Annotated in this window: 11 protein-coding genes and 1 pseudogene; 6 read left to right on the top strand and 6 right to left on the bottom strand. The window is 59.1% G+C overall.

Features of this window, described 5'->3' with window-relative positions; genetic code table 11:
- Positions 1–183: 183 nt before the first annotated feature.
- The gene (locus tag RY113_RS14000) at positions 184–612 is read left to right on the top strand and encodes an OsmC family peroxiredoxin (RefSeq protein WP_315915048.1); all 429 of its coding nucleotides are present in this window, start codon (positions 184–186) and stop codon (positions 610–612) included.
- 116 nt (positions 613–728) lie between these two features.
- Here RY113_RS14000 and RY113_RS13995 read toward each other — a convergent pair whose 3' ends face one another.
- The gene (locus tag RY113_RS13995) at positions 729–2,564 is read right to left on the bottom strand and encodes a serine/threonine-protein kinase (protein WP_315915047.1); all 1,836 of its coding nucleotides are present in this window, start codon (positions 2,562–2,564) and stop codon (positions 729–731) included.
- An 82-nt stretch (positions 2,565–2,646) separates the two neighbouring features.
- Here RY113_RS13995 and lipB point away from each other — a divergent pair.
- From lipB to RY113_RS13980, 3 genes and pseudogenes are all read left to right on the top strand, one after another.
- A pseudogene (gene lipB, locus RY113_RS13990) lies at positions 2,647–3,393 on the top strand (lipoyl(octanoyl) transferase LipB); the annotation flags it as partial.
- Positions 3,390–4,406: a lipoyl synthase gene (gene lipA / locus RY113_RS13985; protein WP_110106066.1), complete on the top strand. Its 1,017-nt coding sequence runs from the start codon at positions 3,390–3,392 to the stop codon at positions 4,404–4,406. The pseudogene lipB and the gene lipA, both read left to right, overlap by 4 nt.
- Before the next feature lie 31 nt (positions 4,407–4,437).
- Complete coding sequence (locus RY113_RS13980; protein ID WP_315915046.1) at positions 4,438–5,199, top strand: DUF4191 domain-containing protein; 762 nt, start codon at positions 4,438–4,440, stop codon at positions 5,197–5,199.
- Positions 5,200–5,288: 89 nt separating this feature from the next.
- On the opposite strand, the gene RY113_RS13975 is transcribed toward RY113_RS13980, so the two are convergent.
- Positions 5,289–5,726 carry an RDD family protein gene (locus RY113_RS13975; protein WP_110106064.1) on the bottom strand — a complete coding sequence of 146 codons (438 nt, stop codon included), beginning with the start codon at positions 5,724–5,726 and terminating at the stop codon, positions 5,289–5,291.
- 178 nt (positions 5,727–5,904) lie between these two features.
- Between RY113_RS13975 and glnA the strand changes: the two genes are divergently transcribed.
- Positions 5,905–7,329 (top strand): type I glutamate--ammonia ligase, encoded by a 1,425-nt coding sequence (gene glnA / locus RY113_RS13970; protein WP_110106063.1) that lies wholly within the window; start codon positions 5,905–5,907, stop codon positions 7,327–7,329.
- Between the two features lie 128 nt (positions 7,330–7,457).
- Here the strand turns inward: glnA and RY113_RS13965 are convergent, their stop codons facing one another.
- From RY113_RS13965 to RY113_RS13955, 3 genes are all read right to left on the bottom strand, one after another.
- Positions 7,458–8,369: a glutaminase gene (locus RY113_RS13965; protein WP_110106232.1), complete on the bottom strand. Its 912-nt coding sequence runs from the start codon at positions 8,367–8,369 to the stop codon at positions 7,458–7,460.
- Positions 8,370–8,511: 142 nt separating this feature from the next.
- Positions 8,512–9,246, bottom strand: a complete 735-nt coding sequence (locus tag RY113_RS13960; protein ID WP_315915045.1) for an amino acid ABC transporter ATP-binding protein — start codon at positions 9,244–9,246, stop codon at positions 8,512–8,514.
- Positions 9,243–10,670: an amino acid ABC transporter substrate-binding protein/permease gene (locus RY113_RS13955; RefSeq protein WP_396334248.1), complete on the bottom strand. Its 1,428-nt coding sequence runs from the start codon at positions 10,668–10,670 to the stop codon at positions 9,243–9,245. The genes RY113_RS13960 and RY113_RS13955 overlap by 4 nt, the downstream gene beginning before the upstream one ends.
- Before the next feature lie 316 nt (positions 10,671–10,986).
- On the opposite strand from RY113_RS13955, the gene RY113_RS13950 reads away from it, so the two are divergent.
- Complete coding sequence (locus RY113_RS13950; protein WP_315915043.1) at positions 10,987–12,483, top strand: arylsulfatase; 1,497 nt, start codon at positions 10,987–10,989, stop codon at positions 12,481–12,483.
- Positions 12,484–12,658: 175 nt separating this feature from the next.
- Here RY113_RS13950 and RY113_RS13945 read toward each other — a convergent pair whose 3' ends face one another.
- Positions 12,659–14,092, bottom strand: a complete 1,434-nt coding sequence (locus RY113_RS13945) for an NEW3 domain-containing protein (RefSeq protein WP_315915042.1) — start codon at positions 14,090–14,092, stop codon at positions 12,659–12,661.
- Between the last annotated feature and the right edge of the window lie 21 nt (positions 14,093–14,113).

Here is a 14,113-nt window from a genome sequence, read left to right as displayed (position 1 = left end):
TGCCACGGCGAACACTAAAAGCGTCTATGCGATGCGGTTGTGCCAATTGTGACGAATCTTGGTAGTTTTACGATGTGGAATTTCAATTCCGTTCACGCCGAGGCGATCAAGAGCATATGGTAGTTGTATAGCTGGCTGCACGCAGCAAGCTACACCCCATTTGAATCTTCATAAGGAGTTACCATGGCTACAACTCGCAACGCCCACGCAGGCTGGGTCGGCGACCTTCCCACCGGCGCCGGACAGGTCACCTTGGACAGCTCGGAACTTGGCACCTTTGATATCACCTGGAAGGCACGCGCAGAAGCTGCCGAGGGAAAGACCAGCCCGGAAGAGCTGATCGCCGCCGCGCACGCATCCTGCTTCGCCATGGCATTCTCGAACGAGCTCAGCACGGCCGGACACGCTGCCGACTACGTCAACACCAGCGCCGCCGTGACGTTTGTACCCGGCACCGGCATCACCGGCAGCCACCTGACTCTTGCCGCCAAGATCCCCGGCATCAGCCAGGAAGACTTCAATACGATCTCCAACGCAGCCAAGTCAGGTTGCCCCGTTTCGGCGGCACTGGCCGGCGTGGAAATCACCCTCGACGCGACACTCGAAGCATAGTCTTTACCAACGTTCGCCAAGAGGCGGCAGCTGCTTTTGCGGCTGCCGCCTCTTGTGTGAGTGCCGCTGAAAGCGCGGCTGGTCAGGTCGGTGAGCTCATTATTTCGGAACGGACCCTATTGTGGCGTGGGGGCGGCGTTAAGAATTTCTTGAATGGTCCATCTCGAATCTGCCCGCGTCAGCACGAATCGAAGCTCTTGGCGCCGCTCCTTTGGATAGTTGTGCACCAGCGCCCCGGTGGAGTCCTGCTCTGCGAAGGCACTGGTAATAATGGTGGCCTGCACCGTGGCAATGGCATCTTTAGCTACCTCACCCCCTGTTACTGATCCTCCAGCAGGGGTGTGATGGACTTTTTCCACCGTGAATTCCAACCCCGTGAAGCCGTGACCTTCCGCTTCCAAAGCCTCCACTATGGCCACGTCTGCCGCCAGTGCCGGCGAGTTAGCCGCATTAATGTGGCTAAGGAGAGTCTCATCCGTGTTGGAAAGTGCATAAGAACGCACCCACGCCAGCGCCGGCAGCGCATCCGCCGCCGCCGTTGACATGAGCCCCAAACGGATCTGTGGAGGGAGTGCCCGGGCCCAAACAGGTGCCTTCTCAACAGCCTCCGCTGCCGTTGCGTCCTGGTCACGTGGGGTTGGATTCGTTCCCGGGGTCCCTAGATCACCCTGCAGCCGTCCTCCCACGGACACAGCAACCCCAAACAGGAGTACTCCCATGACCGATAGGGCGATTAACCAGAGCCGCAATTTGCTGGCCCTTGTGCCCACTCGATCCCGGCGCCCCTGTCTGGCAGGCCCGTCTCGTCGGCGCCCTTGCCTTCGATGCACAGCCCGTCGATGCCTTTGCCCGTCTGCTCCTAGCTCCAACCGTGCGACTGGATTCTTACCAGGCCTAGGCACCCTTTCACCGCTCCCCCACAGCGGTGCCAACCCCTTGATTTTCCTGTGCCGCCGGAACCAACTCGCCTTCTTCAACGGAGCAACTTCCGCGCCACCGTTTCTTATGCCACCCATAAACCACGACCGGCCGTGAGAGCGCACCTTCCGACGCCGCTTTGGTTTGACCAGTACACCGTGACGGGTCGGTAGCTCGGGGAGGACGCTGGGATGAACAGCGTGGGCCAAGATGAGCGCCTCCGCCCGTGCACTTCGAAAGACTGCTTGGGCCAAAGCCGCCGCCGTGGGTCTCTGCCTCGGATCTTCCTGCAACCCGGCTTCGAGGGCTGCTACAAGTTCACGGGGCACATCCCGGACCAGACTGGACAAGGGAGCCCGGCCACGGGTGAGCGGTGGGGTGTACCCCGTCAATACAAACCAGCCCACTGCGGCCAGAGCATAAACATCAGATGCCGTATCGCGACGCGTATCGGATGGACAATAGAACCCCCCGGTGCCCGATGGCATTTCCGCGGTGTCACCTAGCACCCGGCTGACGCCAAAGTCGGCAAGGTACGGTTTTCCACTGGCGCTCAGCAGCACATTCCCGCTGGAAATATCGCCGTGAACCGCTCCGCGTTCATGCAAAAAATCCAGCACCTGTCCCATGGGGGTCAGGATTGTCACGGCCTCTCCCACCGAAAGAACTCCCCTGGCGTGCACAATCTGGGTCAAGGAACCTCCCGCCGCATACTCCATGATGAGGACAAGAGAGCCATCCTGGTCTGTCACGAGTCCCGCTACCGGGATCAGATGTTCATGCCTGAACTGGGCCAGAAGCCCCCATTCTCGCGTGACCTGGCTCTCATTATGACGGTGCGGGTCTACTCTTTGACTCACGGCCAACGAGCCGGGTGCGGGAACCAAAAATTTTGCTGCCACATGCTTTGAACCGTCCTGTGGGGCCATCAGCCACACCTGCCCCTGTGACCCCTGCCCCAGACACCGCACGGGATCAAAGCCGGAAAGGCGAGGCGGCCTCGACGTGCGCACAGAGTTCGCGGAAATGTCCATATCTAAGTAGTAGTCGCCATTTGCAGATCTTGCTTGAAGTTATCCACAGCTATGACGGCCGCCAGTATTTTCTGATTTACGCGAAAAAGCTTCATCCTCTAAAGTGTCAGCTATGAGTGTTGAGTTCACAGAAGTTGGATTTACCCCGAATTTCATTGACTACGCCACCGCCTGGGACTTGCAACGTCGCGTCCACGGCGCCGTCGTTTCAGGCACCGCGCCTAACACTGTCCTGCTTTTAGAACATGCCCCTGTTTACACAGCGGGCAAACGGACAGAAGACCACGAGCGGCCTTTCGATGGGACACCCGTGATCAATGTTGATCGTGGTGGCAAACTCACGTGGCATGGCCCAGGCCAGCTCGTGATGTACCCGATCGTCCGCCTGCGGGATGCTCACAGTATCCGTGAGTATGTCCACGCCCTCGAAGAGATCATCATCGAAGTCCTGGCCAAGTCCAACATTGTCGGCGTACGTGTCGACGGACGTGCAGGCATCTGGCTTCTCTCCGATGCCAAGGGTCCCACCAGAAAAATTGCAGCCATTGGTATTAGGGTTCACGAAGGCGTGACTATGCACGGCATCGCCATCAACGCCAACAACAGTTTGGCCCCCTACAACCAGATCATCGCCTGCGGTATTGCGGATGCTGGCACCACCACCATGGCGGCAGAGACCGGGGTTGACATTACTCCGACGGGGCTGCTGCATCACCTAAAGGACGCCACAACAAGGTTCTTGGCGCCTCTCATCACCGAACCAGAGCCCCCAGTGGCATCAACCGCCAACCCCGCAGATGCGGCTCGGCCAGAAGGAGTATTGCTGTGACGTTGGCACCTGAAGGGCGCAAGCTACTGCGCATTGAACAGCGGAACGCGGCCGTCCCTGTGGAGCGCAAGCCTGAGTGGATGAAGGCCAAGGTCTCCATGGGCCCTGAGTACATTGCCATGAAAAACCTGGTTAAGGGCCAGGGTCTGCACACTGTCTGCGAAGAAGCAGGCTGTCCCAACATTTTCGAATGCTGGGAAGACCGGGAGGCCACGTTCCTCATTGGCGGGTCTGAATGCACCCGCCGCTGTGACTTCTGCCAAATTGATACGGGCAAACCCTCACCCATTGACATGTTTGAACCCACCAAGGTGGCCCGCTCTGTGGTCAAAATGAACCTGCGATACGCCACCGTCACGGGCGTGGCCCGCGACGACCTGGCAGATGAGGGCGTCTGGCTCTACGCCGAGACGGTCCGTAAGATTCACGAACTCAACCCGAACACCGGCGTCGAACTTCTCATCCCCGACTTTTCCGGCAAGCCCGAGAACATCGCCGCGATCTGCGAGTCAGCCCCCGAGGTGTTCGCCCACAATGTCGAGACCGTTCCGCGCATCTTCAAACGCATCCGCCCCGCCTTCCGTTACGACCGCTCTCTGGATGTCATCAGTCAAGGACGGGACCTGGGCATGGTCACCAAGTCCAACCTGATCTTGGGCATGGGAGAAACCCGCGAGGAACTCTCCCAGGCGTTGCAGGACCTGCACGATGCCGGAACCGATCTAATCACCATCACCCAGTACCTGCGCCCTTCTGAACGTCATCTTCCCGTGGACCGCTGGGTCAAGCCGCAAGAGTTCTTGGAACTCTCTCAAGAAGCCGAGGAAATTGGGTTCCTGGGTGTCATGAGCGGGCCGTTGGTGCGCTCCTCCTACCGGGCCGGCCGGCTCTGGGCCACGGCCATGCGCAAGAAGGGCCTGGACATCCCGGAACACCTCGCCCACATTGCCGAAGGCATTGAAGATTCAGGCTTCACACGCCAGGAAGCCGCGTCCTTGCTGGCCGCACAATAATTCCATCCAAACCCGCTAGAATTGAATCACTATGGCCAAATCTGACTCATCATCCAGCAGCACTGACGACACCAAGCGCTCCCTTTTTTCGCGCAAGCCCAAGGCTGAGAAGCCGAAAAAGAACAAAAAGCCCAGCCGTATCAAGCAAATGGTGGACATCTTCAAGATGACCCGTAAGCATGATCCGATGGTTACCTGGCTGATGCTTGGCGCATTCCTGGTGCCCATCGCCGTTGCTTTCGGTATTGGCTTCTTGCTGGATAACTGGATCACAGGTTTGCTGCTCGGCATCCCTCTGGGCCTGCTATGCGCTCTGTTGATCATGTCCCGCCGCGCCGAACGCGCTGCCTACTCGCAGATTGAAGGCAAGGCAGGTGCAGCCGGTGCCGCGCTGAGCTCCTTGAAGAAGGGGTGGATCTTTGACGAGCAGCCCGCATCGGTGAACCCACGCACCCAGGACGTGGTGTTCCGTGCCATCGGAAAGCCCGGCATTGTCTTGGTGACCGAAGGCCCCTCCGCCCGTGTCAAGGGCTTGGTCGACGCCGAACGACGCCGTCTCAACCGGATCCTGCCCAACGTCACTGTCACGGTCATTGAGACTGGCAAGGGTGAAGGACAGGTGCCGATCGCCAAGGTCACTAAGAAGATGGGCAAGCTCAAGAATGAGCTGACCAAGGTTGAGGTCAGTGCCGTGAACAAGCGCATCACCTCCATGGGTAACAAGCTGCCCATCCCCAAGGGTATTGACCCTTACAAGGCACGCCCCGACCGCAAAGCCTCACGCGGACGCTAGTAACTACTGATAAGTGAAAGGGCCCGGCAGGAATTCCTGCCGGGCCCTTTCACATCTGCTTCGAACATGCCTGTCTGGCTCGCACGTCTCTAGCGGCGGATCAAGATGGACTTGATGGCCTGGTCGTGAAGGCCGCGGTGATCAGCATCCACAATGATGGCTGGGATGACCAGGCAGACCAGTAGGGCCCGAATCACTCCTGCCAGTAACCCGGGCTGCCGGCCATCCAGCCTGACCACTTCAATGCCCATGATGCGGTGGCCCACGCTGTAGCCAAGAAGGCCTACAAGAAGCATTTGTTCGGCTGCGAAGATGGCAAGAATGGCGTTGGGATTGCCGTCAAAGAAGGCAATCGCAATCAGGTAGGAAAGACCCCAATCGATGCAGAGGGCAATAATGCGCCGCCCTGCCCGAGCCATGGATCCGGGACCGGATTCGGGCTGGCCTAAACGCTCGCCCGGGAATTTGGATATATTGGAAGTGTCCGGCCCACTGAGCCAGGAAGCTATGTCTTTACGATCTACCACCCCACCAGCCTACCGCCGCCGGGTGAAACCCGGGTATCGGGCAGGCATGGAGGGGATGTAACGTGCCGGAAACATTTCCGTCACTAGTGAGTAATGGCACCGTTCTAGGCTTATGCCAGTTGTACATGCACTATGGCCGCACCCAGTCGGCCAAAATCCCCAGCGCCAAGGAGCGTAGATGTTCAAGAACGCGGAAGAAGTCCTCCAGTTCATCAAAGACGAAGATGTTAAGTTCGTCGATATTCGATTCACTGACCTGCCCGGCGTCCAGCAGCACTTCAATGTTCCGGCCAAAACAGTTGACCTGGACTTCTTTGTCCACGGCCAGCTCTTTGACGGCTCCTCTATTCGTGGATTCCAGGGCATCGCCGAATCAGATATGCAGCTGATCCCAGATCCCAAGACCGCCTTTGTGGACACGTTCCGCAAGGAAAAGACGCTCGCACTGAACTTCTCCATTGTGAACCCCCGCACGGGCGATCCTTACCACCGTGACCCTCGCGGTGTGGCCGAAAAGGCTGAGGCTTACCTGGAGTCAACAGGCATCGCCGATACCGCCTTCTTCGGCGCTGAAGCTGAATTCTTTGTCTTCGATAACATCCAGTATGAATCCTCCCCGCAGGGTTCCTTTTACAAGATCGATTCCGAAGAGGCTTACTGGAACACGGGCCGCAAGGAAGAGGGCGGGAACCTCGGTTACAAGACACCGCAAAAGGGCGGCTACTTCCCCGTGGCCCCGATTGACCACCAGGCGGATCTGCGTGACGCCATGTGCCTTGAGATGGACGCTGCGGGCCTTGAGGTCGAACGCTCCCACCACGAGGTTGGCGCTGCCGGTCAGGCAGAAATCAACTACAAGTTCAACACCCTCACGCATGCTGCGGATGACATGCAGAAGTTCAAGTACGTCATCAAGAACACTGCATGGGCGTGGGGCAAGTCCGTCACGTTCATGCCCAAGCCCGTCTTCGGTGACAACGGCTCCGGCATGCATTGCCACCAGTCGCTGTGGACCAGCGGTGAGCCGTTGTTCTACGACGAGAAGGGCTACGCTGGCCTGTCAGACATGGCACGCTGGTACATTGGCGGCCTCCTCAAGCACGCAGACGCCGTACTGGCCTTCACCAACCCCACGGTGAATTCCTACCGCCGTTTGGTCAAGGGCTTTGAAGCCCCGGTGAACATGGTGTACTCACAAGGCAACCGCTCCGCCGGTATCCGTATCCCGATCACAGGCTCCAACCCGAAGGCCAAGCGCCTGGAGTTCCGCGCACCGGATCCCTCCTCCAACCCGTACCTGGCCTTCGCCGCCCAGCTGATGGCAGGCCTTGACGGCATCAAGAACCGGATTGAACCCCCGGCTCCCATCGACAAGGACCTCTACGAGCTTCCCCCAGAGGAGGCCAAGGACATCCCCAAGGCTCCCGAGTCACTCGAAGAGGCCCTGATTGCCTTGGAGAACGACAACGAGTTCCTGCAGGCCGGTGGCGTGTTCACCCAGGACCTGATCGACACCTGGATCGATTACAAGCGAGAATACGAGATCAAGCCCCTGCAGTTGCGCCCGAACCCGTACGAGTTCGAGCTCTACTACGGCTGCTAGCTAAAACAAGCAGCAAACTTGGGATAGTCCGCAAGGATCAGAATCCGTGAGCGCAAGGAGGGCTCGGAACAGTGTGTTCCGAGCCCTCCTTGCGCTTGCATGCTCCCCGCTAGGTTACGCTTCCACGCCTAGAAGATGGACCAGCCAGTCTTGGCTGTGAATTCATCCAGCGCCGCAATGCCCGCCACGGAGTTTCCATTGGGTCCAAGCGCTGGACCCCACACAGTAATGGAACAGCGTCCTGGCACAATGGCAACAATGCCGCCACCCACCCCGCTCTTACCCGGCAGGCCCACACGGTAGGCGAACTCCCCGGCAGCGTCATAGGTTCCGCAGGTGAGCATAACGGCATTGACGCGTTTACTCTGATTAGGACTCAAAAATGGCGTACCGCCAGCAGCCACTCCGTGCCGGGCCAAGAAGCGCGATGCCTTGGCCAGATCTTCGCAACTCATGGCGAGGGCGCACTGTTTGAAGTAGCTATCCAGCACTTCATCCACTGGATTCTCCAGGTTCCCGTAACTTGCCAGAAGATGGGCCATAGATGCGTTCCGGTGACCGTGGTCCGCCTCGGAAGCGGCCACCAGGGCATCGATCTCCACCTCCGGATTCCCGGATTCCTGTCTCAGCAAGCCCCGTACCGAAGCGGCCGCGTCTCCGGTGATGGAGAGCAACCTGTCGGTAACTACCAAGGCCCCCGCATTGATGAATGGATTCCGGGGAATCCCGCGATCTGCTTCCAGCTGAACCATCGAGTTAAAGGGTGTGCCGGAGGGTTCCCTGAACACCCTTTTCCAGATGGAGTCATAGTCATAGGACATGACTAGCGCCAATGAGAATACTTTTGAAATACTTTGGATTGAGAATGGTTTCTGCCAGTCCCCCGCTCCGAAAACCTCACCGTCAGCCATGGCGACACAAATACCGAAGCTATCCGGGGAGACCTCCCCCAGACTAGGAATGTAGCTAGCCACCTCCCCTTGTAAACACAGCGGCGCCACATGGGCAACAATCTCATCCAGGATTTCCTGCATGTCCAACATGTTCGCTCCCACCGTTCATCCCGCCGTTGCACTTCACCTGCCGCACTTCTGTCTGTACTACTGCCGCTCTTCCAACTGTATTGACGTTTAAAGCAGAGGGGCGGCAGCTCGACAGCCGACGCCCCTCACACAACAAACGTTAGAGCACTTTCGCCAGGAACTCCTGCAGACGAGGCTGCGCAGCGTTGCTGAAGATGGCCTCGGGTGAGCCTTCCTCACAGATGACCCCGGCATCCATGAAGATCACCCGGTCAGCCACCTCGCGAGCAAAACCCATCTCATGCGTGACCACCACCATGGTCATGCCTTCCGCAGCCAGATCTCGAATGACCTGCAAAACCTCGCCCACCATCTCAGGGTCAAGGGCGCTGGTAGCCTCGTCGAAGAGCATGATGCCGGGGTTCATGGCCAGCGCACGCGCAATGGCCACACGCTGTTTCTGCCCGCCGGAGAGCGAGGCGGGACGGGCATCTGCCTTCTCGGACAGGCCCACACGCTTGAGCAGTTCCATGCCCTTGGCCCGGGCCGCAGCCTTGTCCAGCTTCCTGAGCTCCACCGGTGCAAGCATGATGTTCTGAAGCACGGACATGTGTGGGAACAAGTTGAAGTGCTGGAACACCATGCCGATGTTCTGACGTACAGCGTTTAGGTCTACCTTGGGCTCGGTCAAGTCAATGCCGTTAACAGTGACGGTGCCGCCGGTGATGTCCTCGAGCTTGTTCAGGCAACGTAGGAACGTGGACTTACCCGAACCTGACGGGCCAATAACACACACAACCTCGCCTTCAGCAATGTCCACATCCATGCCCTTGAGCACTTCATTGGAACCAAAGGACTTTTTAAGCCCACGGACACTTATTTTCGCAGTGCTCATTTGTTGAACTTCCTGTCAAGGACGTTGGAAAGCTGAGTCAAGATGGAGATCACAATGAAGTACAGCGCGGCCACAATCAACAGTGTTTCACCGGTACGGAAGTTGGACGCGTAAATCTGCTGGCCTTGGTAGGTCAATTCCGCAAAGCCAATCACTGCCAGCAAGGAGGTGTCCTTCAACGTGATGACGAACTGGTTGATGAACGAGGGCGTCATGATCTTCACGGCCTGGGGCACCACTACACGGCGCATGGAAGTGACGTAGCTCAAACCCAAGCTGCGGCTGGCTTCGAGCTGGCCGGGATCAACTGACTGGATGCCGCCACGAACAATCTCGGTCATGTAGGCACCCGCGTTCAGGCTCAAGGTGATAACACCTGCTGTCAGGACGTTAATGGGCTGCCCTGTCATCTGCGGCAAACCGAAGTAGAAGAAGAATGCCTGGACCAGTAACGGGGTGCCACGGAAAATAGACACATACGTAGTGGCAATGCCCCGCATGATCTTGCTTTCGGAGACCTTGAAGAAGCCGAACAGGACACCGAGGACGAGGGCGATTGCAAGCGAGAGGACGGTGGCCACCATGGTCAGCCAGAGCCCCTTCATGAGGGCGGGGAAGCTGTCCGCAACGAGCTGGAAGAAGCTGCCCTGCTCGGTGACCTCGGTCTTGGCCAGGTAGGTGTCCAAGATCAAGTCGTACTCGCCATTGGCCTTCAACTCGGCCAAGCCGGTGTCAAACGCCTTCAGAAGGTCCTGATTTTGGCCCTTGTTAACGGCGAAGCCGTAGGAGCTGCCCTGTTCTTTTTCGGTGACAATCTTCAGCCCGTTGTTCTGGCTGACACCGTAAGCGAGCACCGGGTAGTCGTCGAACACGGCCACGGAGTTGCCGGCCTTGACGTCGTCATACATGGTGGCGGAATCTGCGAGTGCCTTGACGGTGAAACCGTATTTGCCCGCGATGGACTTGGCGAACGTTTCACCCTCGCTGCCACGCTTGGCGGTGACGCTCTTGCCCTTGAGATCGGCGTAGGTCTTGATGGCGTCGTCGTTCTTGGCCACCGCCATCTGCACACCGGAGTCAAAGTAGGGGTCGGAGAAGTCAAAGATCTTCTTGCGCTCATCCGTGATGGACATGCCAGCGATCACGCCCGCTACCTGGTTGGACTGCAATGCCTGCAACGCCGCATCAAAGCCCAATGACTTGATGTCAACTTCAAAGCCCTGACTCTTGGCGATCGCGTTGAGCAGGTCCATGTCGATGCCCACCAAGTTGCCGCTACCGTCACGGAATTCAAAGGGGGCAAAGGTGGTGTCAGTGGCGATGGCAAATTTCTTGCCCTCCACGCTGCTGTGCTGCACTGCGGTACCTGCCGCAGCGGGTGCCGGCACGCTCAACGCTGAGGCGCCGCCAATCCCGAGCAGCATGAAAACGACGGTAAAAAAGGCGGCGAGGGCGGCAAATGTGCCGCCACTGCGCCGCCGTAGGGGTGGAAGCCTGAGCATAAATTTTCCCTCACAACGGTGTCACGCCCTTCTTGGGGCGATTTAAGTACCCCTCGACGGTACAGCCTTTGTTCCGATCATGCGAGATCGATCACGATTCGATATCAGTTTCACCCCGAAAGCGCCACTGCTGTCCATCTCTCAAGACTGCTTCATTGAGTAAGCTAGATGTAATTCCGGCCACTTCCTGGCTACCCATCCGGCCAGCATCTGACCATCCCTGTGACGAAAGCAGCTCATGACCAAGCCCAATGTGATTCTCATTTGCGTCGATGAGTGGCGTGGAGATTGTTTGGGGGCTGAGGGCCACCCTTACCTTCAAACACCTCACCTGGACGAGCTAGCCGGAGGAGGCGCCCGATTCCGGCACGGCTATTCAGCAACACCCACCTGCGTTCCTGCCCGGGTGGCCTTGTTTACCGGCCAGTCCCAGGAGCGCCACGGCCGGGTGGGCTACCAGGAGGGCGTGAAGTTTGACGAGGTCCATCCGATCACGCTGCAGGGCGAGTTCCGCAAGGCGGGTTACCAAACCCAGGCGATTGGCAAGCTGCACGTATATCCGGAGCGCTCGCGCGTGGGCTTTGACGATGTCATCCTGCACGACGGATTCCTTCATTTTGCGCGCAAGGAAAACCGCCGAGACTTCAAGTTCTTTGACGACTACGTTCCGTGGCTGCGCCGCCAACCCGGTGTCACGGCGGACGAGGAGTATTTTGACCACGGTGCAGGCTGCAACTCCACCGTGGCCCGCCCGTGGGACAAGGCGGAGCGGCTGCACCCCACGTCTTGGCTTGGCAGCCAAACAGTGGAATGGCTGTACCGCCGCGACACCACGGTCCCCTTCTTCTTGTACCTGTCCTTTCACCGCCCCCATCCCCCCTACGATCCCCCTGCCTGGGCCATGGAGATGTACCTTGACCTACCGGCCTTCAAGCGGCGAGTAGGCGATTGGGAGCACCACTTCGAATCGGTACGCCGCGACGGCTACCACCAGACGAGCTTTGGGACGCTGCCGGAGGCCGTCACCCACAGGGCCAGAGCCGGTTACTACGGGCTCATGACGCAGATTGACCTGCAGCTAGGGCGCATCTTTGAGGCCCTCAATGAGTTTGGCCTGGCAGATGACACCGTCATTGCCTTCACCTCTGATCACGGTGAAATGCTTGGGGACCATGATTTCTACCGTAAGTCTGTGGGTTATGAGGGCTCTGCCCGGGTTCCCTTCATAGTGGCCCCGGCACCTAATGATCCCCGGGCCCTGCGCGGCACAGTGGTGGACGAGGTGGTGGAACTGCGCGACATCATGCCCACCCTGCTGGAACTGGCCAATGTGCCCGTCCCGGAATCCTGCGACGGTAAATCGTTGGTGAGGTTCCTGCGCCAGACACCCTCCGGAGCCGAGCCTGCCGGGGACGTTGAGCCGTGGCGTGAGTGGCTGCACGGTGAGCACGTGTACTTTGACCAATCGCTGCAGTGGGTGACCGACGGGCATGTGAAGTACCTGTGGGCCTCTGAGTGGGGTACGGAGGAGCTTTTTGATCTGGACGCTGACCCGGAGGAAATGCATAACCTCGCTCCCCTGCCCGAGTATGCTCCCTTGTTGGCATTGTGGAAGTCGCGGTTGATTGCCGATCTCACCGGCCGTGAGGAAGGGTTCGTGCACGACGGCGAACTGGTCACCGGTGCTCCCGTTGCCACCATGCTGGCCCACGCCCGGGCGCGCATGGCAGGCTGATCGCTCACGTCCTAGCGCTCCCGGTCTAGCGCTCGGGGTCTGGCGCTCGGGGTCTGGCGCTCGGGGTCTGGCGCCAACGAGCTGGCGCCGGCGTAATTGCGGAAAGCACAAAGACAAGAGCGGCCCCGCACCAATTGGTGGGGGGCCGCTCTTGCTTGCTGCTAACTACGAGCTGCTAGCTGTGGTTGGAACGCTGGCGGCGCCGTGCCACCATCAGTACCAGACCGCCCACGAGCAGAAGGCCGCCCATGCCGATCAGCGGAGCTGCGCTGCTACCTGTCATGGCCAGATCATCGTCTCCACCGGAAGCCTCCGGAGCGGTTGGCGAGGCGGAACCTGAGCCACCGGGGTGAGTAGTTGCTACCGCTGCGCCCGTGGTGGCGGTAGCTGACATAGCTGCGCTGGTGCTAGCTGCCCCGGTAGTGGGGGGCGCTACCGGATCCTTCGTGGTGACGGGTTCCGTGGTGGAGGGATCTGTTCCGGGTTCCGTGGCCGGGTCAGTTGTAGGCCCCGTCGTCGGCTCAGTCGACGGAGCCACGGAAGGGTCCGTGGTTGCCGGAGCAGACGTTGCCGGGACCGTAGTTGCTGGAGCAGTGGTTGCCGGAGGGGTTTCGCCTTCAACAGCGGGTACGAATGCAATGGCAAAGACGTGCAGGTTCGCGTTGTTCGGCAACGTCACCATGGATACGGTCTTGGACGCATCAATGGCAATGGTGTTAGTGAACATGCGGTATGGGAACTCTTCATTGGCGAAGCCTGCGGGCGTGTTGCGGCCCATGACTTCAACGGCAAGGCTGGCACTGTGAGCGGTAACCTCTTGGAAGCCCCAGTTGGGGAACCCGAAGGTGCCCTTGGAACTGCTGCCGTCGGTATAGTGAACCGTGGCCTCGCCAACGGCGCCGTTGTGAACTCCGGAACCGAGGAAGGCGATCTTGCTGCCCTGGCCTTCGAACTTGAAGGTCTGCCCTGATCCAGTCACGTTATCCGGCTTGCCAGGTTCAGCTGAAGGCCACGTGAATTCGGTGCCTGCAGCGGTGATCTTCGCGCCGGGCGTGTAACCCTTCAAGGCCAGTTTCTCTCGTGAGAAGCTGTTCTTGCCACCGTCGTAGTCACCCTGCGCGAGGGTGCCTACAGTGGTGGTGCCAACATTGTCGAACAGTTCGGCCAGGCTGGCCGGAACGGGACCTGTGAACTGGTTGCGCTCCGCGAAGGAGGTCTTGACGCCATCTCCGCCTGCATAGGTTGCAGCGGCGGTGAAGTTGCGGGTTACCGAACCGGAGGGGTTGTTCGGTACGTGGATTTCTGCGGTGACAGTGGCGCTCGCACCGGCTGCCAAGGGGGCGCTCAGGCTTTGAGTCTCGGGGTACAGGGTCCAGTTGATGGGTCCTGTGATGGCTACCGAAACATCCGTCATGGCTGCGTTGGAGGTGTTTTTCAGTGTGACTGTGACATCAGAGATAACCGGGCCCTGGAGATTGACCTCGGCGATGCTCATGACGAGGGCGGAATTGCTTCCTTCCGCCCCGGCAGGGGAGCCCAGGATGGTTATTGCTCCGCCAAAGACCAGCGCGGTGGCCAGCATGGCGATAAGTGCTCTTAGTTTCTTCATGTTTTGTTATTGCTCCTTTCC

Source organism: Arthrobacter sp. lap29 (genome assembly GCF_032458965.1).
GTDB lineage: Bacteria > Actinomycetota > Actinomycetes > Actinomycetales > Micrococcaceae > Specibacter > Specibacter psychrochitiniphilus.
The sequence above is the reverse complement of the archived record's forward strand: the minus strand, read 5'-3'. Positions and strand labels throughout refer to the sequence as shown.

Excerpts from the sequence above, each read along its gene's own strand:
- RY113_RS14000 (WP_315915048.1), top strand. The coding sequence starts at position 184 with ATGGCTACAACTCGCAACGCCCACGCAGGCTGGGTCGGCGACCTTCCC.
- RY113_RS13995 (WP_315915047.1), bottom strand. The coding sequence starts at position 2,564 with ATGGACATTTCCGCGAACTCTGTGCGCACGTCGAGGCCGCCTCGCCTT.
- RY113_RS13980 (WP_315915046.1), top strand. The coding sequence starts at position 4,438 with ATGGCCAAATCTGACTCATCATCCAGCAGCACTGACGACACCAAGCGC.
- glnA (WP_110106063.1), top strand. The coding sequence starts at position 5,905 with ATGTTCAAGAACGCGGAAGAAGTCCTCCAGTTCATCAAAGACGAAGAT.
- RY113_RS13960 (WP_315915045.1), bottom strand. The coding sequence starts at position 9,246 with ATGAGCACTGCGAAAATAAGTGTCCGTGGGCTTAAAAAGTCCTTTGGT.
- RY113_RS13955 (WP_396334248.1), bottom strand. The coding sequence starts at position 10,670 with ATGCTGCTCGGGATTGGCGGCGCCTCAGCGTTGAGCGTGCCGGCACCC.
- RY113_RS13950 (WP_315915043.1), top strand. The coding sequence starts at position 10,987 with ATGACCAAGCCCAATGTGATTCTCATTTGCGTCGATGAGTGGCGTGGA.
- RY113_RS13945 (WP_315915042.1), bottom strand. The coding sequence starts at position 14,092 with ATGAAGAAACTAAGAGCACTTATCGCCATGCTGGCCACCGCGCTGGTC.